Annotated in this window: 13 protein-coding genes and 1 pseudogene; 6 read left to right on the forward strand and 8 right to left on the reverse strand. The window is 47.9% G+C overall.

The genetic code is table 11. The features are described 5' to 3' along the window. Nucleotides 1–96 precede the first annotated feature (96 nt). The 5 genes from AC2VDX_RS09910 to AC2VDX_RS09930 form a co-directional block, all read right to left on the reverse strand. A complete protein-coding gene (locus tag AC2VDX_RS09910; RefSeq protein WP_378182937.1) occupies nt 97–2958 on the reverse strand; it encodes a methyl-accepting chemotaxis protein in 2862 nt (953 codons plus the stop codon). 85 nt (nt 2959–3043) lie between these two features. Next, entirely contained in the window at nt 3044–3574 is a 531-nt protein-coding gene (locus AC2VDX_RS09915; protein WP_378182940.1) for a chemotaxis protein CheW, read from the reverse strand. A 111-nt stretch (nt 3575–3685) separates the two neighbouring features. Continuing rightward, nucleotides 3686–4051 (reverse strand): response regulator transcription factor, encoded by a 366-nt coding sequence (locus AC2VDX_RS09920; RefSeq protein ID WP_190414517.1) that lies wholly within the window; start codon nt 4049–4051, stop codon nt 3686–3688. 100 nt (nt 4052–4151) lie between these two features. Continuing rightward, on the reverse strand, nt 4152–4301 hold the full coding sequence (locus tag AC2VDX_RS09925; protein WP_378182944.1) for a hypothetical protein: 150 nt from the start codon (nt 4299–4301) through the stop codon (nt 4152–4154). A gap of 33 nt (nt 4302–4334) precedes the next feature. Next, nucleotides 4335–5639, reverse strand: coding sequence for a response regulator (locus AC2VDX_RS09930; protein WP_378182946.1), 1305 nt, complete (start codon nt 5637–5639; stop codon nt 4335–4337). Between the two features lie 497 nt (nt 5640–6136). Between AC2VDX_RS09930 and hmpF the strand changes: the two genes are divergently transcribed. After that, nucleotides 6137–7987 (forward strand): pilus motility taxis protein HmpF, encoded by a 1851-nt coding sequence (hmpF, locus tag AC2VDX_RS09935; protein WP_378182949.1) that lies wholly within the window; start codon nt 6137–6139, stop codon nt 7985–7987. 41 nt (nt 7988–8028) lie between these two features. On the opposite strand, the gene tilS is transcribed toward hmpF, so the two are convergent. The 3 genes from tilS to AC2VDX_RS09950 are packed head-to-tail and all read right to left on the reverse strand — an operon-like array spanning nt 8029 to nt 10551. Beyond that, nucleotides 8029–9075, reverse strand: coding sequence for a tRNA lysidine(34) synthetase TilS (tilS, locus tag AC2VDX_RS09940; protein ID WP_378182952.1), 1047 nt, complete (start codon nt 9073–9075; stop codon nt 8029–8031). A gap of 34 nt (nt 9076–9109) precedes the next feature. Further along, complete coding sequence (locus AC2VDX_RS09945; protein ID WP_378182955.1) at nt 9110–10195, reverse strand: glycerate kinase; 1086 nt, start codon at nt 10193–10195, stop codon at nt 9110–9112. Continuing rightward, the gene (locus tag AC2VDX_RS09950; protein WP_378182958.1) at nt 10195–10551 is read right to left on the reverse strand and encodes a DUF565 domain-containing protein; all 357 of its coding nucleotides are present in this window, start codon (nt 10549–10551) and stop codon (nt 10195–10197) included. The genes AC2VDX_RS09945 and AC2VDX_RS09950 overlap by 1 nt, the downstream gene beginning before the upstream one ends. Nucleotides 10552–11131: 580 nt before the next feature. On the opposite strand from AC2VDX_RS09950, the pseudogene AC2VDX_RS09955 reads away from it, so the two are divergent. The 5 genes and pseudogenes from AC2VDX_RS09955 to AC2VDX_RS09975 all read left to right on the forward strand — a co-directional run bounded on the left by AC2VDX_RS09955 (nt 11132) and on the right by AC2VDX_RS09975 (nt 22227). Beyond that, nucleotides 11132–16557 (forward strand): annotated as a pseudogene (locus AC2VDX_RS09955) (trifunctional serine/threonine-protein kinase/ATP-binding protein/sensor histidine kinase). 177 nt (nt 16558–16734) lie between these two features. Further along, nucleotides 16735–17277 (forward strand): hypothetical protein, encoded by a 543-nt coding sequence (locus AC2VDX_RS09960; protein ID WP_378182965.1) that lies wholly within the window; start codon nt 16735–16737, stop codon nt 17275–17277. A gap of 246 nt (nt 17278–17523) precedes the next feature. Further along, the gene (locus tag AC2VDX_RS09965) at nt 17524–19725 is read left to right on the forward strand and encodes an ArnT family glycosyltransferase (RefSeq protein ID WP_378182968.1); all 2202 of its coding nucleotides are present in this window, start codon (nt 17524–17526) and stop codon (nt 19723–19725) included. A 218-nt stretch (nt 19726–19943) separates the two neighbouring features. Further along, nucleotides 19944–21185 (forward strand): murein hydrolase activator EnvC family protein, encoded by a 1242-nt coding sequence (locus AC2VDX_RS09970; protein ID WP_378182971.1) that lies wholly within the window; start codon nt 19944–19946, stop codon nt 21183–21185. A gap of 115 nt (nt 21186–21300) precedes the next feature. After that, nucleotides 21301–22227 carry an acyl-CoA desaturase gene (locus AC2VDX_RS09975; protein ID WP_378182974.1) on the forward strand — a complete coding sequence of 309 codons (927 nt, stop codon included), beginning with the start codon at nt 21301–21303 and terminating at the stop codon, nt 22225–22227. Nucleotides 22228–22364: the final 137 nt, after the last annotated feature.

The following is a 22364-nucleotide window of genomic DNA, read 5'->3' on the forward strand; positions in this document are numbered from 1 at the left end:
CATCATTGATTTTTGCCCAATTTGTAGAAACGTGATTAATCGGGTTTCCAGGGCAATCTTCAGTTGTTTTTGCCCCACAATTGCTGATTGGTGAGTTTATTTTCCCTCAGTGGCTTCGATGCGGAAGCGTTCGACGGAAGTTAGCAGGTCTCGTGCCACGCCAACCAAGTTTTGCAGCGCAGTTGACACCCGTTGCGCTTCCTGAGATGTCTCTTGCGCGGTCAGTTCCACCGATTGCATCACCTGGGCAACAGCAGAAGAAGTTTCTGTCTGTTCCACCGTGTCAGCAGTAATAGAGCGCACGAGGGCGTCGATCCGATTTGACACCTGAATGATGTCTTCCAAACTCCGTTTTGCCTGTTCTGCCCGTTTCGTTCCATCAATCACCTGTTGGGTGCCTTCCTCCATTGCCGTCATCACCGAACCCGTTTCGCTCTGGATTTGCAGCACAATCTGTTCAATTTCCTTCAAAGCTTTCGCGGCTCGGTCTGCCAGTTGTCGCACTTCATCTGCCACCACAGCAAAGCCCCGACCCGCCTCACCGGCGCGTGCCGCTTCAATACTGGCATTGAGTGCTAGGAGGTTGGTTCGGGAAGCGATCCCTGAAATCAACGCGACGATCTTAGAAATTTCCTGGGAAGATTCGGCAAGACGTTTGACTTTTCGAGTCGTTTCTGCTACAGTTTCCCGAATTTGCAGAATCCCCGCCACCGTTCGTTCTACGGATTCACCGCCCTTCAGGGCTGTGGCAGAGGCGGCGCGGGCGACTTCTTCTGCTTCTCTGGCATTTTCAGCAACCCGCTGAATCGAGCCAGTCATCACCTGAACCGAGTTGAGAGTCACCGCCAGCTCTTCTGCCTGTCGCAGCGCATCGGAAGACAAACCGCGAGCAAATACTTCACTGTCAGTCGCCCCCTTACTGACTTGTCGAGCCGCCATCTTCACCTGCTGAACAATTTCCCGCAGGTTTTGAATGGTCAGGTTAAAGGAGTCGGCAACTGCTCCCAAAACGTCTGCCGTCACTTCTGCCTGCACAGTCAGATCCCCACGGGCAGCACCTTCCACGTCATCCAGCAGTCGAATCACTTGACGTTGCAGGTCTTCTTTGGCTTGTTCTTGCTCTTCAGCTTTGCGTTGAGCTTCGGATGTAGTTGTCAGGATGACGCGAGCCATTTGGTTGAACCCAGCTGCGAGGGCACCGAATTCGTCTTCTGAGTAAACGGTTGCCTGGGCATTAAAATTGCCGCCGGAAACAGACTCAAACTGGGCTTGGAGGTCTTCGGTGGTTTTTTTGATTTGCCGAGTCGTAATTCGCCCTAAAGCCAGCGTGGTACCAAAGGTGGCGGCACCTGCTGCCAGACTCATGACCCAGCTGGTGTTGCGGAGGTGGGAAATTGTAGTGGTTTTGCTGTCTTGGGGGGCAGCACTCGCGGAGATGAAGCTGACGAGTGCGACGACAACTGCGGAGACAATTCCGGCAGCGGCGGCAGCGATCAGCGGCTTTTTACTCAGAGGGGCGTTTTCAAAGGCAGCAAAAGGGCCTTGTTCAATGGTGACATTTGGCTCTGCTTTGGAGCCTTCTGGAGTAAAGGAAATCGTTCCGGGGTTTTGTTCGGAGGTTCCGGTGATGCTGAATTCATCATCGTGAACGCCTAAGCTTGAATTTCCGGAGGATTCCGCGAAAGTTCGCGTCTCTACTCTTCGCTTGGAATCTCCAGTTGCCCGTCTTGAAGCTGTACCCAAATCGGAAATTCCCGATGAGAATCCTTGGCTATTGCCTTCGGAGTGGGGCAAATCGAAATCCGGAATGCTCCCTAAATCGTCTCCAAAGTCACCAAATTCCTCTAAGAAGTCGCTGCTACTTTCATTAAGCCGGTTTCGCTGTTGATTTTCTGAGGAAAACGAGTCATAGCCAATGGCGTCGTCAAAGGCTTCAAAGTCAAATTGGTCTTGTTGTGTATTGCCGTTTTGATCGGAGTGGGCTACATAAGTAGCATCGTCTTCGTAGGGACGAGTCTCAAATGGGCGGTTACGGGATCTGGTGGGGTCGTTGCTACTGGTATAAGGTTCGGTATCGTCTAAGGAATCCTGGCTGTCATATCCGAAACTTTCCTCCTCTGGTCTTCTGGAGTTTTCCAGCTCTCCCGATCTCATTAACAGTGTTTCGTCTTCCAGAGGAAAGTAATTGAAATTGGGTTCTTCTAAGGTGTCGGAAGAATTGGGAATTTCAAATGTGGAATTGTCACTCTCGAAGTTGTCCGGCGGCATTTGAAATTCACGATCTGCCGTCTGCTCCAAGTCAGTAAAGGCGTCGAGCGCAAATGCATCTGCATCTACATCTGTATTGCTTACGGGCGCTCCAGTCTCCTCATCCAGAGCGCTGGGCGACCATGATTGTGCAAAGGGGTCGTGATAGGTTTCTTGTGTTTGTGCTGTGGCACTATCTGTATCCGAGTTGACAAACGGATTTGCCGCTGAGTAAGACTCTATGTCCTGAAAATCTCCGGAGTCAAAATCATCTAGAGAAGAGATGTCTTGGGTTACTATCTCTGGTTCTTCCAGGGATGGCCATGCGGCGTTGGCTTCTTGAATCGCAAAATCATCATCGTTGATTGCAAATTCGTCTTGTTCCAACTCGCCATCGACGGTATCGGAAGTTGCACCAACAGATTCGGAGTAGTTTTGGCAAGAGAGGGCGTATTCTATTCCGTTGTTGGCACAATCGATAAACTCTTGGTCGTCGGTGAGCTGAGGCACCAACTCGTATTGTTCTCGCGCGATCGCGTACTGCTGTAATCCATAACAGTAAATATGACCCCGTAGGATACGAGCATTTGGGTCATTGGGAAAATTTTCGACTAACCGATCGATAATGGCAGCCGCCTCTTCGTAGTTGCCCAGCGTGTAGGCCGAAAATGCGTGTTGATATTCTTGTGTGTAATCCGTACTTGATTTCATTTGCCTCCCCCAAAACAAGTAAAAATTAAAAATTAAAAATTAAAAAATTTATTTTGCCTTTTTACTTTTTAATTTTTAATTGATTTCATGCTGCCCATCGCGCTGAGCGAACAATTGCAACTTGGTCTAATAGTCGGAGAAACTGATTTTTCTCTTTGTCTAATAACCACTCACCTTTCAGAAAAGGTGCCATACTGTCTGGAACGTTAGTAAGCATTTGCACCTGATCGATATCGAGCCAGTCCATGCCGACAATGCGCTCAACGGCTAAGCCTAACATGGTGTCCTGGTCTTCAACGGCAATCACTGGAATCTCAGGTTTGTCTGTATTCAGGGCAGCTGAATCCCCTAAAAACTGCCCGAGGTCTGCTACCCAAATCACTTGTCCGCGCCAGTTCAGCGTTCCCAAGAGTAGGGGAGAAGCGTTGGGAATAGGAGTAATCCTATCTGGTGATGGAGAAACCACTTCACGGATTCCACTGGCTCCTAGGGCAAATTCGTTACCGGACGGAACGTAAAACCGCAAGTGTAATTCACCTTCAGGACTCTCTAGTTCCTGAAATCCGGGTGAGTGATCTTGACCGCTGCCTGTTAAAAAGTCCGGATTGCCGACCATTTTATCTCCTTAGCTGTTAACTGTTAGCTGTTAGCTTGCGTTACTTCTGGGAACCTAAAAGCTACTAGAACTTTGCAGGTCAGTAGTTTTGGGCTAATGGCTAATGGCTTGTTAGCCTCGTAGCAGCTGTTTGACCGTCCCAATTAGCTCGGTTGGCTGAAAGGGTTTAGCTATGTAAGCGTCTGCACCTTGTTTCATCCCCCAGTAGCGGTCAAATTCTTCTCCTTTCGATGAACACATTACCACAGGCACATTCTGGGTTTTCGGGTCGGCTTTGAGCCGACGACATACCTCATAACCATTCATTCGGGGCATGACAATATCCAACACCACTAAGTCGGGGCAAGACTTGAGAATTTGTTCCAAGGCTTCGACACCATCAGTGGCAATGGTTACGGTTAACCCACTTCCCTTGAGGAGGTCTGAGATCATTGCCCGTTGCGCGGGACTGTCTTCTACAACCAGAACTACACTCATAACTCCCTACCTACCTGTCTGCCGGTTCAAACATGAACGCTCTTAAGCCACGATTGATTCACCCCTCAACCATGTCATGACTTAAGTATCCCATCTAACTTTAGACTCCTGTACGGGCGCTGTTTACGAGATATCTCTCCTGTTTCGGAGAGTCGCTGGTAAAGATTGCCCCTACGACTTGCTTAGTGTCTGTAGTCGGTAGCCCGTCGTTGATAGTCCCTAGTCCATAGTCTATTCCTAATTTCATCATTGAACGAAGCCCCGCCTCATCGGTGGGGCAATTTTACCCGACTCGTACATCTGTTTCTTCTATCTCTCGATTTAACTCTGTAGCGTCTAAAGGTTCGGATGTGGTTGCTTCCTTTTCACCAGGGCCAATATATCTCTCCAGTAGCATTAATAACTCACTTTCTCCAAAAGGCTTGGTTAGGTAGTCGGTTGCGCCTACCATCCTGGCTCTGACCCGATCGATAAATCCATCTTTGCCAGTCAGCATGATGATGGGGGTCTGCCGAAAAGCAGTTGATTTCCGGAGCATGGCACAAATCTCATAACCTTCGAGGTCGGGCATGGCAATATCACAAAGAATCAAGTCGGGTTTGAGTTGGAAGACGAGACTTAGTGCTTTGAGAGGATTGCTAATCGCGGTTGCCTCATAACCTTGTGGGTTTAGGATATATTCGACGGCTTTGCCGATGGCAACGTCATCATCAATACAGACAACGCGAGGAATTTTGTTGGCTTGGGTCGAACCGGATTCCAGATTAATCCCGACGCGGCGACTGGCTGCTGTGTCGTCGCTGGTAAGAGTTTGGAGTTGCACCCAACCTTGTTGTACATAGGGATAAATTGCTCTGGCGACGGTTAAGACGTCACGATTCAGATATCGGGCTAGCTGCCGCAGGGAGGTTTTTCCATCTAGCTGGCGCTCTAGGGTTTTAAAAGCATTTTCTGGCAGGGCGGCGCGTAAAGAAACTGCATCGGCAATGACTGGGCAGTGATTGGGAGATTGGATGTGGGGATGAAATTGTTTCCACTCCTGCACCTGCTTCATGATCTTGGCGACGAGGGGGGCAATTTCTAGGGTAGTGAGTTGTGGTGCTAGGGCTGGGCCAATGTCGAAGATGAAGGAGCCTTGGTGAAGGCTGAGGAGGTCGAATAAGGTTTCATGCACCATACTGCGGATGATGCTGCGCCCTTGAGCGGGTGTCAAGATATGATTTTCCAGCAGTGCCCACAGGTAGCCGTATTCGGGCGCATTGATGGCATCAATTAATGGGACTTCCAGGGTGTTGAGGGTGGTGTTGGCTCGGTAACGGCGTAGGTAGTCGCGCAGGCGCAACAAACTGCCGGTTCCATCGCTAGCATAGGCGATTTGTCCGTTGAGGAAGAAGACAAACCAGAACGGTCCCGGTTCTTTGAGTTTTGCTTCTCGGTAGGGGATGCTGGCACGTCGCGCCCCTACATTCTCCCCAGTCCCTTGAACTGGTGAACTGTATGCCTCCACGAATAATTCGCCTGTTCGCTGACCTAATTCGATCAGTTGCAGGATGCTGCGTATATCAATTTCATTTAACGTTCCCTGCATGTAATGAAAATGCGCTCCTAATAACCGTTTGAATCTGAGTTAATGTTGCATTTGTCAAGCTTTACGCGGTGCCTGCTATAAGAATCTTTACAGTTAGGTAGTTTTTCTTTGAGTAAAGGATGGAGCCAGATAATACAGTACCAGGGAAAGAGATTCTGGCGAAGGCGCAATCTTAGCTGGCGGGAGTCAAACCGCTGCAAGTTATTTGTTCGGTTGCTTTTGCCTGGGTTCAACTAGAAATGGAACTAGCCGAGAATTGTCTGTGGAAGGATTGCCTAGGATTCAAGTTAAATATTAAATAAGAAAGAAATCGAAACATATTTAGTTTAATTTAAGACTTGACGTGGCTGCCAACACGGGCTAAATTACGGAGTCTTCAGGGAGAAACTGACCAAAGGGCGATCGCGTTTTAGATTGGGGTGTGAATTCAAGGGTACACGCGCCTCGTGGGTCGGCACTCCCACAACAAGGTCTGAAAAGGTTAGGATCTTTCTGGTATGAGCCTGGGCGAGAATTATGGCGGCATGGCTCTGGTGGGACCAGAGATCGGTCAACAAGCGGGCACAAGATACATCAAGAGGACCATCAGCGTGCTGTATCTAGCAGAAGTACAAAAAAAGAGTGGCGGTGTTTTTGGTGGTGGCAAGGCCGAACTCAAACTGCTGGCTTGTCAGCAGAATGACCAGAGTTGGCGTGCTGTGTCTGATGAAGTGATTTCCGCTCCGGAAGAAGCCAATAACTTTAATGGTGGCGTCTTGGTGCTGGTTGAGCTAAGCGGGAATCGGCAAGTGCAGCGTCCGCCGACAGAGGCGGGGCGTCAGTTGGTGAATATTTTGCAAAATTTCTCTCGCCAACTGGAAAAGTCGAAAACTCAGGAAGAAGAAATTGAACAGTGGAAGCAGTCGCTGACTTATCAGAGTCAGGAGTTGAACCGGCGCGAGATGGAAATGGAAGCGCGGGTGGAACAGCTGCAACAGTTGGAGGAAGACTTTGAACGGTTGGAGGCGCAACGTCAAGAAATTGACAGTGCGCGGGAGGAAATCGAGCGACTGCAAGAAGAGTGCGATCGCAACCGCCAAGAAATGGAGGGAGCGTGGGAACACTTACGGGGCGAGCAGCGACGCTTGGAGGAGCGACAGGCGGAGTTCCAGCAGGGAACGGTATTAGATGAGGAGCAAGGTCAAAAGATTCGGGAATTGCTGGATCGTTTAGCGGGAGCGATCGCTCCCACGGAAGCAGTGCGAGAACAACTGAATCTGGCTTTTGAAATTGTCAACGGACAGCAGGGAAACCTCGACCAGGACAGGCAAAATCTGGATCAACAACGCAATATTGCCCAACACAAGCAAGCGGAAGTAGACCAGCAAACTCAGGAACTGCAAAGGCGCACGGAGGAATTAAAGCAAGCCCAAGAGGCTCTGGAAAAGGTGCGTTTAGAGCGGATGGTGCTGCAAAATTCCCTGGAGATCAAGCAGGAGTACGCTCAGATGCAGAGTCTCCAGTTGCGAAACCAGGAGGAGCTGTACGAGCAACTTCACCGTCTGGCAACGACTTCAACGGGTGTCAAGATTAGCCAAAAGGTCGATCTGGAAGCGCTGGAGAAAATGTCGCTAGGCGAGCTGCAAGAAACCGTGCAAAATCTTCAGCAAGATTTGGAAAAAGTGGTGCGCTTTGTCAATGACCAGGAAGAAGAGTTGACCTTGCAGCGCCAGATGGTTGAGGAATTGCAGACGAAGATCGATCGAGCCAGCGAGTATGACCGCCTCAGTTTGGAAAATGAGCTGGCAGAGGAGCAGGATTGCTACCAAATGCTGGATGAAACGCTGGTGGGTCAACGCATATCTCTGCGGGAGCGAGAAGAAGTTTTAAATCAACACTCGCGGGTGCTGCGGCGACGGCAAGGAATTGCGGACAATGAAGGGCAGGACAATCAAAAGATTGACTTGGGGCCGGTTCTGACTCAGTTGGAGGGACAACGACAACAACAGGCAGAGGAACTGCAAAAGCTGGAAAGCCAGATTGAGCAGATGCGGATGAGCATTCAGCAAGCTCAAGGCATGATTGACCATCAAGCTGGCGAACAGGAGCAAGAGCGCCACCAGATCAAGCAGCTAGAGCAGAAATTGCAGGAAATGAGGGCGGCGGCAGCGGAACTCGTAGGCAAGGTGAATTCCTATGAGGAAACGCTACAGCCAATGCAGGAGCGCCTGAATGAGATGCGGCAGAAGTTGGAGGCGATCGCGGGGACGTTGGCTCAGGTTCAGGAAACGGGTGACTATCAGCTGCAATCAATTACGGAGATGCGGCAAGTTCTCCTGAGTTTGATGAATGGTCAGCATGAGAATTAAAAATTAAAAATTAAAAATTAAAAATGAGTGATTCTTAATTTTTAATTTTTAATTGAAATCCAAGCTCCATCTACTTGTGCGATCGCGCCGCCAGGAAAGGGATCGGTTTGAGAGCGGTTGGAAGCTGTAATTAAGGCAGTCAGCTTTTCGATTTGCTCGAAACTGGGGGCAATTGGTAGAACTGAAGCGAGAAAGTGTCGCATGACGCGACGTTGCAGGGCAAGGGGGGCTTGACGCAATACGAGGCGATTGAGTCTTTTGTCAGTGCTGAGTGCTGTAGGGGCGGGGTTTTCCTGCCCATGCTGAGGGCTGAGTGGCGAGTCTTCGTTTTCTAGGGCTTGTTGCAGCAGCAGCTGGGCGGCTTCTTCGAGATATTCCACATCTGCCCGTAAAAGTTCCGCTGTCTTCGCCAGTGTTTGCTCAACTTTCGGGTTGAAGTGGGTTTGTAAGTAGGGCAGTAACTCTTGGCGGATGCGGTTACGGGCATACTTGAAGTCTTGATTGGTGGAATCTTCCCAAACGGGAATCTGAAATTCTTGGCAAAATTGAGCGGTTTGTGCCCTGGTGACTTCTAGAAGAGGGCGCACCAGTTGCAGTATTGGACTCAGCGGACGCTGCCAGGTTAGGGCTTGTAATCCATCGGCACCACTGCCGCGCATCAGGTTATAGAGGAGGGTTTCGGCGCGATCGCTGGCGGTGTGACCTGTAACAATGTATAGGAAGTTGTTGTTTTGGGCGATCGCACTCAAGGCTTGATAACGCCACTGCCGCGCCGCTGCCTCTGAGGTGATAGATGGCATTTCTGGGGCTGTTTCCAAGTAATAAGGGACTTGCCAGGTTTTCGCCAACTGTTCCACATGGTTGGCATTTGCTTGGGAATCCGGACGCCAGCGATGATCGCAGTGAGCTATTCCTAACTGCCATCCCCACTTTGGCTGCAAATCCAGCAGTAATTTGATTAAGCAGAGGGAATCTTGTCCCCCGGAGACGGCAACTAATAGCGGCTGGTTTCGCGGTAAGAGATGGCGATCGCGTAAAATTCGATGCAATTGGGCATGGAGAGGCGTCCAAGTGGGGCGGTTTGGCATTTATATCTCGCAATTGGAATGCACCAGCTCTTTCCTAGCCCCCCTTTTTAAGGGGGTTGGGGGGATCTCCATCTGTGCGATCGCTCGGTCGATAAACGTCACCAGGAGAGTGGTCGGGATTAATCTCAATCACCAAATCTACCCTCCGGGGATTTCTAGTCAGCGGTTTGATAAATAACTCTGGGTGGAGCGATTTCCAGAAATACTTGACAAATTCATCAATTTCTGAATCTTTCATTCCCGATCTACCAGCGGCAATCATGTCGTGTTCTGCCTGCCGTCGCCACTGCCCAGACAGACGATAGTCAACGGGATACAGCAACATCAACCGATCTAAGCGTTCCCACAGAGGTAAATAGTCCTGCAATCGGGCATTCATATCACGAGCAAACGTTCGCTCAGCGGCGGTTAGAATCGGCGGTGGTGCGTTGTCAAAGGCAGCGGGGTCTATGGGACGGACGCCGACAAACCACCCTTCAAACAGGATGATATCGATGTCTTGGACAATTTCTGGCTGCGTCCTATCACCGGCACCTTCCCAGGCAGATTTATCAAAGCGGGGGACTTGAATCGGTTGTCCGGATGGCTGACGCAGACAGTCCAAAACGTCTAAACCCAACTGAATATCGTGGGTTCCGGGTGGCCCGCGCTTTCTTAAACGGGGATCTTGCTTTCTTAAGGCGAGGCGATCGCTATAGGTTTTGTACAGGTCATCCAGGGATAGGCTGAGTGTCGAGTTTCCCAGGTGTCTGAGAATTAAAATGAGGACGGCTGCGAGGGTCGTTTTGCCAGTTCCCTGCACCCCTAAAATTCCCTGGATGAGGGGGCGTCCTAACTGTTGCCGATCCTGCGCTAGCTTTGTGGCTAGGGGAAGCCAGAGGTTCCAGAGAGTTTCTATGAGGGCTGCGGACTGTAGACTAAGGACTGAGGAAAGATGGGGATAGACCCAGAGGAATAGATGCGATCGCTTGCGGATGACTTCCTCCACATTGGCTGGTGTGATGCCAAAAGCTTTCGCCCGCAAGTCATCTGCTAGCGCCTGTGTTGCCAAATGTTCCAACTGTGCTGAAGTCGGCGTTTTTGTGGCGATCCAGTCATTAAAAATTTGGCTAAGATCCATCACGAACCAAGTTTAAAGGCTTCAATAAATAAGCTGTAAGTCAGACCAATTTTCAGCGCATTCAACATCTCTGTCACTAATAAGCGGTTGGGAACGCCTTCACCCGTTGGCACAATTCGCCGGTTTCTGCCGTAAACCAACCGATTTACGGTTTCGGTGAAGAAAATTAAAAATCCAGCTGCAATCACATCCCAGTTGGCGGTTTGTCCCGCTGTGGTGGGAATGGCGGTTCCCAGAAACACTCCTACTAATAGGCTCATGACCACTAGCGATATCCGTCGCCAGGGATTGCGAAACCATCGCCTCAGCTGTTGGCTGACAACATCGAAGAGATTGTTGAGACGAGTCCTTTGCATCGTTGAGGCTGACTCCGAAGTAATGTCCTGCTTTCCAAAAGCTTTTTTTAATTATCGGATGCTCTTACCACCTCGTCGATTGGGGAGTTTTATTAAAGGCTGAGGAGGAGCTAAGAGCGATCGCTGCCACCTTAATAAAGATTTGTGTTTCTAATATATAGATTTATTTAGAATAAAATCTTTGTTTAAGACTCAGGGCATTCTCAATACAGAAGTTATTGTTCTCCTGTGCCAACCAGCAGACGCATAGCTCCGGCAAAGCTAATCTGAAGACGCCTCAAGATTGGAGCGATCGCGCGGCGACAATGCAGGAGTGAGCGCTACAATCTTCCTACGTCCAGCGTAGGTTTGCACTTCCTCCAAATAGATTTTCTAATAGCGCGGAACTTACAAAACGCAACAACTCGCATACCATCTGTGAGATTTAAGGGTTGAATTGGGAATTATAGAAAGGAAGGTATAAATTCGCTCTGTGTCAATTCCCCGACAACTTATGCCGGAGAATGCCCTCAAAGGAAGTCTCCTGTCCTAGCATCTATCAACATCACACACGAATACTATACTTATCAAAATTCCGAAAATGAGCATCAACCTAACGGGTTATCAACTTTTTCCCTTGCCCCTTCATGAAGGAGTCAAAACGGTTATTTATCGGGGTACCAGAGAGGCTGAACTAACATCTGTGAGTGTAAAAGCCCTTAAAGCCGAATATCCCACTCTTGAAGAAATTACTCGATTGAGACATGAATATAAAATTTTACTTCCTTTGGATATAGAAGGGGTTGTCAAATCCCTGGCATTAGAAAATTATAACAACGGTCTGGCGCTGGTATTAGAATATTTTGACGGAGAATCTCTTGAAAAATTTATCACTCCTCCACTAAAAACTGATTTAAACCAATTTCTTCTTATTGCTATTCAGCTAGCAGATACCATTGCCGCCCTGCATAAGAACCAGATTATTCATAAAGATATTAAACCCCACAATATCCTGATCAACCCTAAAACTGGGCAAGTTAAAATTACAGATTTCAGCATTTCATCGCGTCTTTCCAGAGAAACTCAGACACAAGGCAATCCCAATTTACTAGAAGGCACCCTTGCCTATATGTCACCAGAACAAACAGGGAGAATGAATCGGTCAATTGACTACCGTACCGACTTTTACTCCTTAGGCGTCACCTTTTATGAAATGTTGACGGGAAATTTACCTTTCTCCTCCACTGACCCTCTGGAACTCGTTCATTGTCATATTGCTAAACAACCTGCCTCTCCCAATCAACTCAATCCAGAAATCCCGGCATCAATTTCAGCGATTGTGATGAAATTATTATCTAAAAACGCTGAAGATAGATATCAAAGCGCCGAAGGATTAAAGGTAGATTTAGAAGAATGCCTCCTTCAATTGCAAACAAATGGCAAAATTGAATATTTCCTTCCAGGTCAGCGAGATAAATCTGGGCAATTGCTCATCCCCCAAAAACTGTATGGTCGTGAAACTGAAGTAACCACCCTAATGGATGCCTTTGACCGAGTCAGTGCTGGAACTACCGAGATGATGCTAGTTTCTGGTTATTCAGGCATCGGTAAATCTTGCTTGGTTCAGGAAGTTCATAAACCCGTTGTGCGCCAGCACGGATATTTTATTGCTGGTAAGTTTGACCAGTTTAAGCGAAATATTCCTTATACTGCTCTGATTCAAGCTTTTCAAGAATTAATCCGACAACTATTAACAGAAAATCAGGAACAAATAGCTGTTTGGAAAGAAAAGCTAGAAAATGCTTTGGGAGCGCAAGGTAAGATCGTTATTGATGTTATACCCGAAGTCGAACTAATTACTGGAGTTCAGCCAGAAGTTCCGCAACTAGAACCAAGTGAATCTCAAAATCGCTTCAACCGGGTGTTTCAACAGTTTATTCATGTCTTTACAAAGCAAGAACATCCGCTGGTTATTTTCTTAGATGACTTACAGTGGGCAGATTCAGCTTCTTTAAAATTAATCCAACTGCTGATGACTGACCCCGACAGTCAATATCTGTTAATGATTGGAGCGTATCGAGATAACGAAGTTAGTCAAACTCATCCGTTGATGCTGACTTTGGACGAACTTCAAAAAATAGAGGCAGTTATAAATAATATCACCCTCCGTCCCTTGGATATTGGCAACGTCTATCAATTAGTAGCCGATACCCTTCAAGAAACCGAAAGATCCCAGGAAATCGCTGAGCTAGTTTTTAATAAAACTCAAGGTAATCCCTTCTTTTTAACGCAACTGCTTCAGACGCTTTACTCTGAAAGTTTTTTGCATTTTGACTTCATTGAAAGTCGCTGGCTCTGGAATCTTGAGCAAATCCAAAGGATTGGGATTACAGATTATAACGTCGTCGAACTTGTTGCCAGAAATATTCAAAAATTGTCGGAAAAACCCAGGAAGTCCTAAAATTAGCTGCTTGCATTGGGAACCAATTTACCTTAGAGGCTCTAGCCATTGTCAATGAGCAATCTTTAATCAATACTGCTGACGATTTGTGGGAGGCGCTTCAGGCTGGTTTAGTTTTACCTTTGAGCAATACTTATAAAATCCCTCTGTTTTTTGACCAATCAGAAAAAGGAGATTTACTGATAGAGGATGTCAGGATTAGTTATAAATTTTTACATGACCGGGTGCAGCAAGCTGCTTATTCTTTGATTCCGGAAGAGCGGAAAAAATCAACACACCTAAAAATCGGTCAACAGCTGTTAAATAAAACAGCTAAATATGCGCTGGAAGAGAATGTTTTTGATATTGTTAACCAGCTAAATATCGGTGTGGAATTGCTTGCCAACCAAGCAGAGAAGGATGAACTTGCCCAACTCAATCTGATGGCTGGGAAAAAAGCCAAAGCAGCATCGGCTTATGAAGCATCTGCCAGGTACTTAATAGCCGGACTAAGGCTCCTTAATGAAAATAGCTGGCAAAGCCACTACGATTTAACGCTCACACTTTATCTTGAGTCGGCGGAAGCAGAATACTTAAATATCAACTTTGATCGGGCAGCTACTCTAGCTGAAGTTGCCCTAAAACAAGCTACAAGTTTAATCGACCAAGTGAAGGTAAACGAGCTACAAATACAGATTTATATCTGTCAATTCCAGATGGTTAAAGCCGTCGATACAGGGTTACAAGTCTTGGAACGGCTGGGAATTACTCTCGTAACCTTAACAAGCGACGAGAGTTTGGTAGTTGAGTTGCCTGGACTCGCCGACTTAGAAAATATTCCGGCGATGACAGATCCGGATAAACTAGCGGGTTTGCGAATTTTGAAAACGATTTGTGCGCCTGTTTTCATGGCAAAGCCAGAGATTTTTCCGCAGATAATATTAACAATGATTAATCTCTGTATTGAACATGGTAATTCGGCGCTATCTGCTTTCGCTTATGGTTTTTATGGTTTGTTGCTGTCAGGACTTGGAAAGATAGATGCTGGATATCATGCGGGTAAATTGGCATTAAAACTTCTAGAACAATTTGATGCCAAAGAACTCAAGGCGAAAGTCTATAACCTGTTTAACGCTAATATTAGACCGTGGAAAGAACACGCTAAAAATAGTGTTGTTTCCTTCCAACAAGGGCTTCAAAGCGGCTTGGAAACGGGAGATATTGAATGGGCTAGTTATTGTGGTGGTAACTTTTGCGGATACTTGTATTTTACAGGCGATCGCTTAGATTCTGTAGTGCAGCAACAAGCCCCTTACATTGATATACTCGTAAAAATTAAGCTGCCAACGGGTATCCATTTTGCGAACGTCTGGAGACAACTGGCATTGAATTTTCAAGACAAAGCTGCGGATAAATTTCTGTTGATAGGTGAAAGTTTTAATGAAGCCGAAACCTTGCCCCAGTTAATTGAATCGAAAGGTGGCACAGGCTTGTTTGTTGCCTATGTTGCCAAGACAATTCTTCTGTATCAATTTAAAGATTACGAGGGAGCGATCGCTAACGCAGCTTTAGCAACAGAGCAAGCTGGCTCTGCATTCGGTTTTATGCAGGTTGCTGTACTTAATTTCTACCATTCCTTGGCTCTTTTGGCTCATTATCCCCAAGTTAATGCTACTGAACAGCAACAATATTTAGATAAAGTAAATGCCAACCAGGAGAACATGAAACACTGGGCGTACCATGCGCCAATGAATTATCAGCATAAGTACGATTTAGTGGAGGCAGAAAAGGCGCGGCTATTGAAACAAACTTCTATAGCGATGGAGTTGTATGACATCAGCATTCAAGGAGCCAAACAGCAAGGATATATCCCAGAAGAAGCACTGGCTAATGAACTGGCGGCAGAGTTTTATTTCTCGCGCGGTAGAGAGAAGCTAGCTCAGTTTTATTTAACTGAAGCATACTATACCTTTATTCGGTGGGGAGCAACGGCAAAAGCCAAAGATTTAGAATCAAGATATTCTGAGTTTTTCTCTCGGCTACATATTAGAGAAGCGATTGGCATTGAGGTAACTCGGACGACGAACTCTACAACAGGAACAGGTTCCGCCGTACTAGATTTGGCAGCGATAATGAAGGCGTCGCTTGCTATTTCATCAGAAATTGTTCTCGATCAATTGCTGGAGAAGTTGATACACATTTTGGTTGAGAGTGCTGGGGCGAGAAAAGGTATTCTCTTGCTAAAAGACGCAAATCAATGGTTAATGGTTGCTAAAAAAGTTGTAGAGAGAGAAAGTTGTTTAGTTTTGCCTTCAATTCCCATTGAAACTTGTGAGGATTTACCTGATTCGCTGATTCACTACATCGAAAGAACCAAAAAAGCGGTGGTTGTAGACGCCGCAACTACAGAAGGACTCTTTATCAATGACCCGTACATTCTGAAAAACCAACCCAAGTCTATCTTAGGGTTGCCTATTTTCCACAAAAGACAGTTGACGGGGATTCTTTACTTGGAAAATGACTTGACTCAAGGAGTTTTTACATCAGAACGCTTAGAAGTTCTAAAAGTATTGACATCCCAAGTCACCATTTCAATAGAGAATGCTCATCTCTACAAAAATTTGCAAAGTTACTCCCACGAACTGGAAATAAAAAATAGCGCTTTATCGGAAAAAACTCAGGAACTAGAACAAGCCCTTCACAAGTTACAACAAACTCAGACTCAATTAGTTCAAACTGAAAAAATATCTAGCCTGGGACAACTGGTGGCGGGGATAGCCCATGAAGTGAATAATCCTGTCGGGTTCATTTCCGGTAATCTGCATCATGCTTCTGGGTATGTACACGATTTAATCAACTTAGTTAATCTTTATCAGCAGCATTTTCCCAATCTACCTGCCGAGATTGAAGAGGAAGCTGAGACAATCGAACTGGATTATCTGATAGAAGATTTGCCCAAATTGCTCACTTCGATGCAAGTGGGAACTGACCGAATTCGAGAGATCATGCAGTCGTTACGCAATTTCTCGCGGATTGACGAAGCAACTGGAAAGCCTGCGGACATTCACGCTGGTTTAGATAGCACGTTGATGATTCTACAGCATCGTCTGAAAGCGAGCGCCCAGCGTCCGGCAATTGAGCTGGTGAAAGAGTATGGTGAGTTGCCTTTAGTGGAATGTTACGCCGGACAACTTAACCAGGTGTTTATGAATATTATGGCGAATGCAATTGATGCAATCGATGAGGTAATGAGTAAGGGGGCACGGGGAATAGATAATCGACCCGAAAGCGCTAATTACCCCTTGCCGAAGATTCGGATTCACACGGAAGTAATCAATGGTGAGAAAGTAGCGATTCGGATTGGTGACAATGGGCTGGGGATGCCGGAAAAAGTTCGGCAACGTCTGTTTGAACCCTTCTTTACGACGAAGCCGGTAGGCAAGGGAACGGGACTAGGGTTATCCATTAGCTACCAGATTGTTGTAGATAAACATGGTGGGCAATTGAGCTGTATTTCAGCGCCTGGAGAAGGGACGGAGTTTATTATTGAGATTCCGCTCAGGGCAGCCCTTTCAAAAGTGTTGTAGGGGCGGGAAACGCCCAAAGCTTGAGTGCCTAGAAGCGTCACCAAAGATTCTTGTTTTGTAGCGTAGATGAAAAATGAAAAATGGCGATCGCGCGATCGCTCACGAGAAGAGTCTATCTTTAGCGGGGCTTTTTTGCCATCAAGGGAGGTAAACTCCTGAAAGACTATCCAAAAGCTTATGATTTTAAAGGTTTACCCTGGGGTTCTGATTGCTTTGCTTTTAGGACTCATCGGGTTAGGGCTGGGACTGCTTCAGGAGCGGGTGGAACTCAATCCAGCAAAGTCAGATGCCTCGTTGCTCTCAAAAACGAATGCTTCCCTGCGACAAAATCCTCCTGGCGTGGAAAAGTTGCCGACTTCTACGCCAGTTGCCTCACCCACAGACGAGCCAGAAATACCGCTAATTGCGGCTCGTCAAGGACCTTTACGGGTGACTAATCAAACGGAGTATCCGCTGCGGCTGGCGTTGCTGACTTATCAGCCACCAACGACATCTTATGGGGAGCCAGCACACTGGGATTTTGCCCCAGGAGAAGGGGGCAGCCAAGGCGTGACTTTATCGCTGCCTGGAGGGGATTTGCAGCTGAAAAAGGGGGATATTCTCGTAGCATTTGCCCAAGATGGTTCCCGCCGGTATTGGGGGCCGTATGTTGTGGGTGAGACGCCTCTGCCTGTCTGGAATGCTCAGGTGTCGGAATGGCAACTGGTTTTGCAATCTTAGGGAGTCATTAGTCCAGAGTCAGCACTCAGGAGTCAGTTGTTTTTTCTTTTCCACTGACCAATTACCCATTAACCACTGACAAGTTAGGGAACTCGTAGGTTTTGTCAGAGTCAGGAAATGCTGCTGGGTAGGCGGGAGTCATGACATCCTGCAATGGGTGCGCTGGTGTTGCATTTCCAGCTAGATTAAGGTCTGGGAAAATGCATGGGTGAGGTTGCCCATTACTGACGGACGGTTCGGGGGTTCATGAAATTTAGGGTTAATCGAACGGTTAGAAGTTGGTGGAAATCTTGCCAGAAGCATCCCAACGTGCTGGCGCTATCGATTCTGTGGGTGCTGGTGGTTTGCTGGCTGGCTTTTGTGTGGAATTTAGGGAATATCGGTCTGGTTGATGAAACTGAGCCGCTGTTTGCTGAAGCTGCCCGCCAGATGACGGTGACAGGAGATTGGATTACACCATATTTTAATGGGGAGACGCGCTTTGATAAGCCGCCGTTAGTTTACTGGCTGATGGCGATCGCTTATAAACTGATTGGCGTCAATGAATGGGCGGTGCGACTGCCTTCAGCGCTGTCTGCGATCGCTGTGACAGGGTTAAGCTTCTATACGTTGCGCTACTATGGGCTGCCTTCTCCTAGTGCGGCGACGGGGCAAGTAAGGGATGGGACGCGGCGACGTCAGTTGTGGCTATCAGCTTTGCTGGGTGCAGCCGCGATCGCTCTGAATCCAGAAATGATTGTCTGGGGACGCACAGGCGTCTCAGATATGCTGCTGACGGGCTGCGTGGGTTGTGCGCTACTTTCTTTTTTTCTTGGCTATGTCCACACCAACCAACCCGCCATCCAAACTCGTTGGTATCTAGCTTTCTACCTGCTAGTTGCCTTGGCGATTCTGACGAAAGGGCCGGTCGGCATTGTATTACCCGTTCTGATTATCGGGGCTTTTCTGCTTTACCTGGGCAAGGCTAGGGAAGTGTTACGGGAGATGTTCCCGATTCGAGGCTTGGCACTGGTCTTGGTTTTGGCAGTGCCTTGGTATGTTTTGGTGATTTTGCGGAACGGCGAAAACTACGTTAATAAGTTTTTTGGTTATCACAACTTGGAACGCTTCACTGGCGTTGTTAATCATCACTGGGCACCCTGGTATTTTTACTTCCTGGTGGTGCTGCTGGGTTTTGCGCCTTGGTCAATTTATTTGCCGGTAGCGATCGCCCGCCTCCGTTTTTGGCAGCGTAGCAAATGGCGTGACTCCCCCCGTTCCACTCATTTAGGTTTATTTGCTCTGTTTTGGTTTGCCGGGATCTTTGGCTTCTTCACCGTTGCGGTGACAAAACTCCCCAGCTATGTGCTGCCTTTAATGCCAGCAGCAGGAATTCTGGTGGCACTTTTGTTCAGCGACCAATTGAGGACTGAGGGGAGAGGACTGAGGACTGAGGAGAGAGGACTCAGGACTGAGGGGAGAGGACTGAGGACTGAGGAGAGAGGACTGAGGAGAGAGGAAGAAGTCAGTTCGAGGACTGAGGTGACAGGACTCAGGACTGAGGAAGAAGAAGTCAGGAGTCAAGAATTAGGAGTTAAGAAGCCAGAAGGAGAATTCCCCACTCAGTCTTCTTCTCCCCTCAGTCCTCTTCCCTCATCCCTCAGTCCTCAGCCCTCATCCCTCAGTCCTCATCCCTCATCCCTCAGTCCTCTTCCCTCATCCCTCAGTCCTCTTCCCTCATCCCTCAGTCCTCATCCCTCATCCCTCAGTCCTCTTCCCTCATCCCTCAGTCCTCAGCCCTCTCCCCTCAGTCCTCATCCCTCATCCCTCAGTCCTTTGTTTTGGAGCGGCGTTGTCAATGTAGTGTTTTTAGCAGTCCTGGCGGGCGCGATTCTATACAGCCCAAACTTCTTAGGATATGACCCTGCCGTGCCCGATCTGCGCCAAATGGTTCAACGATCCGGTTTGACGGTGCGGGGAGGCATCATCTGGGCGGTAACTGCTGTTTGGGCAGGGCTGTTGCTGCTGCGACGGCGGTGGCGTTGGCTGTGGAGTCCGAATCTCATCGGATTTATGGCTTTTATCATCTTTGTGGTAACGCCTGCCTACTTGATGATGGATCAAGCACGTCAGTTGCCACTGCGGGAATTATCGGCACGGATCGCCCAAGTCCAGCAGCCAGGGGAAGCCATATTGATGATTGGTTTCAAAAAACCGAGTGTTGTATTTTACACGCAGCGCCCGGTGAATTATTTTGCCAGAGTTGGCTCAGCAATGGAATATATTGAAGCGATCGCGGCTACTCAGCCCAAGCCAACTTCGGTACTGATTTTGACCGAGCCTAGATATTTAGAGAACACAAAACTACAGCCCAATCAATACCAAAATTTAGGCAAAGCCGGTGCCTATCAGCTGATTCGGGTATCAAAACAAATCGTCGCCAGTGTCCAGCATCGACACTCTAGCTAAATTGTTCAACTGCCGCAGCTTGCAGTAATATCAAGCCCGGATAATTGCCCATGATGAGAAGACCTCACGTCCAACCCCGCCCTCGCTTTTCGGTGAGGGGTTGGGGGTAGAGAGGGGTTGGGGAATGCTAGTTCAGCAAGCGGACTAAGATAGGTGAATAAAATTTCTGGTGTCATCATGATGAAATTCGGCGTTTTGGCACGACTGAGTTTGAAAGGATGAAAGCACCATTTTCAGGAAAAAGGAAAAATTTTGGGCATCAGTGCTGGTTGCCGGTTGTTTGTTGCCTAATTTTCCTTTGGCTTTTGCTAGCAATGCCGGTGCTAGCGGAAGATTCACCATCGCCGCCACCCGTCACAGTTGAAACGCTGCGACAGATGCAGCAACAACTGGATCGGCAGCGGTCTAATTATTCCAAAGAAAGCGATCGCTTATCAAAACTCCAAAAAGCCGCGCAGGGACAACTCAGTGGCTTGCAGCAAAACCTGGAATTAACGGGCACCCAGCTCAATGACTACCAGTATCAATTACAACGAGCCGCTCAGGAATTAAAGATGTTGCAAGAGGATCTGGCGATCGCGGAACGCTCTTATCAACAAAAGCAAGCCGCCACCGTCGCCCGTTTGCGTTTCCTGCAACGCCAGCAGCTATCTCACCAAGGATGGGGAATTCTGCTAGCCAGCCAAAATCTCAGTCAATTTTCTGACCGGCGTCGCCAGATCAAATTGGTGTTTCAAGCCGACCAACAAATCTTGAAAAACTTGAAGGCGGAAGCCGACCAAATCAACCACCAAAAAACCGAGATCGAACAGCAGAAAAACCAAATTGCCCTGATTACCCAACAATTGCTCGCACAAAAAGCCGAATTTGAAGCTCAGACACAGGCGCAGCAGCAGCTCATTCAACGCCTGAATACCAACCGGCAAGCCTTAGAAGCAGCTGAGAACGTTTTGGCGATTGATTCCGAAGGGATTAGCACTCTCATCCAAAAACGAGTTGCCCAAGCGAAGGCAAAAAGAGAAAGAGAGGCGGCAGCTAGCAAAGCCATTCTTCGCGGTAGCGAGATTCTTCGCGGCACGGGTATCTTCAGCTACCCTAGCGATGCGGGAATTACTAGCAACTTTGGTTGGCGAGTCCACCCAATTCTGGGCTACCGCCGTTTCCATTCCGGTCTTGACTTTGGGGCAAGTTATGGCAGCACTATCCGCGCCGCCAACAGCGGAGAGGTAATTTTTGCCGGATGGTATGGAGGTTACGGGAAGGCGGTAATCATCGACCACGGCAACGGCATCACCACCTTATACGGTCACACCAGCGAACTCTATGTTTCGGAAGGACAATCCGTAAGCCGAGCAGATGCGATCGCGGCGGTTGGTTCTACCGGCTTTTCGACTGGCCCCCATCTCCACTTTGAAGTTCGTAAAAATGGCACACCCGTAGACCCCATCAGTTTCCTTTAGCGCACTGAAAGCGGACTTCCATCAGCTCTAAACTGGACAATTTTCCAGGAATTTAACGGCAAACAATCAGATATTCTTAGTTTTATTGAGCGAGTATTCTATTTCAACCAAGCAAGTGTCAATCTCTTTCTCCAATCCTTCTAAAATCAGCAATTTTCAGAAAACGCTGAATGTCATCGTCGTCGCCCTGCCTCTGTTGGGATTTATCGCTGCGACCCTGGCTATCATCTTCTGGGAACGTGGGGTCCAGCCGCTGGATCTGAGTCTACTGGTAGGAATGTACGCCCTGACTTTCTTTGGCATCACTGTGGGGTATCACAGGTTTTTCACCCATCGTGCCTTTCAGGCAGGGGCATTTGTGCGTGCCTTTTTAGCGATCGCTGGCTGCATGGCAGGTCAAGGTCCAGTCATTAGCTGGGTGAGTCACCATCGCTGTCATCACCTCTACTCAGATACCCAACAAGACTTCCACTCACCAAATCTTCACGGAGAAGGGTTTTTGTCGGTGGTTCAAGGCTTTTGGCACGCCCATACTGGCTGGCTGCTGAACGTCGATTGGACGCCTCCATACCCCTATGTCTCGGATCTCAATCGTGACAATGTTGTCCAAAAAATCGACCAACTCTACATCCTCTGGGTGCTACTTTCTCTGTTAATCCCGACGCTTCTGGGTGGAGTCTTAACCGGGTCGTGGTCGGGAGCATTGAGAGGCTTAATCTGGGGAGGAGGTATCCGGATTTTCCTCTTGCATCAATTTACTTTCAGCGTCAACTCAGTCTGCCACCTTTTGGGAAAACGCCAATTTCCCACAGACGATCAAAGTAAGAACAACCTTTTCGTCGCCATTATGACCCTCGGTGAAGGATGGCACAATAACCACCATGCCTTCCAGCACTCGGCAAAGTTTGGACTCAGATGGTGGCAACTTGATTTGGGTTGGCTGGGTATCGTCGCCCTCAATCGTCTAGGGCTTGTCTGGAATGTCAAAGTTCCATCCTCAAGCGAAATCGAACTCAAAAGCATCACTTCTTCAGTTGGATAGTTGGTAAATTTGACCCATTAGCCACTGAAAGCATCTCATTTTGGTAAAAACGCCTGACAACATTTTTTAGTTGTCAGGCGTTGTTAGGAGGGGTTACACCCTGACATCCGAAAGACACGGCATTGCCATGCCCCTAA

This window comes from Coleofasciculus sp. H7-1, assembly GCF_057473865.1.

Bases quoted from the DNA above. Each gene is read 5' to 3' on its own strand.
- AC2VDX_RS09960 (WP_378182965.1), top strand. From the start codon at position 16,735: ATGATTTTAAAGGTTTACCCTGGGGTTCTGATTGCTTTGCTTTTAGGA.
- AC2VDX_RS09910 (WP_378182937.1), bottom strand. From the start codon at position 2,958: ATGAAATCAAGTACGGATTACACACAAGAATATCAACACGCATTTTCG.
- AC2VDX_RS09945 (WP_378182955.1), bottom strand. From the start codon at position 10,195: ATGGATCTTAGCCAAATTTTTAATGACTGGATCGCCACAAAAACGCCG.
- AC2VDX_RS09920 (WP_190414517.1), bottom strand. From the start codon at position 4,051: ATGAGTGTAGTTCTGGTTGTAGAAGACAGTCCCGCGCAACGGGCAATG.
- AC2VDX_RS09915 (WP_378182940.1), bottom strand. From the start codon at position 3,574: ATGGTCGGCAATCCGGACTTTTTAACAGGCAGCGGTCAAGATCACTCA.
- AC2VDX_RS09950 (WP_378182958.1), bottom strand. From the start codon at position 10,551: ATGCAAAGGACTCGTCTCAACAATCTCTTCGATGTTGTCAGCCAACAG.
- AC2VDX_RS09925 (WP_378182944.1), bottom strand. From the start codon at position 4,301: ATGATGAAATTAGGAATAGACTATGGACTAGGGACTATCAACGACGGG.
- AC2VDX_RS09965 (WP_378182968.1), top strand. From the start codon at position 17,524: ATGAAATTTAGGGTTAATCGAACGGTTAGAAGTTGGTGGAAATCTTGC.
- tilS (WP_378182952.1), bottom strand. From the start codon at position 9,075: ATGCCAAACCGCCCCACTTGGACGCCTCTCCATGCCCAATTGCATCGA.
- AC2VDX_RS09930 (WP_378182946.1), bottom strand. From the start codon at position 5,639: ATGCAGGGAACGTTAAATGAAATTGATATACGCAGCATCCTGCAACTG.
- AC2VDX_RS09970 (WP_378182971.1), top strand. From the start codon at position 19,944: ATGAAAGCACCATTTTCAGGAAAAAGGAAAAATTTTGGGCATCAGTGC.
- hmpF (WP_378182949.1), top strand. From the start codon at position 6,137: ATGAGCCTGGGCGAGAATTATGGCGGCATGGCTCTGGTGGGACCAGAG.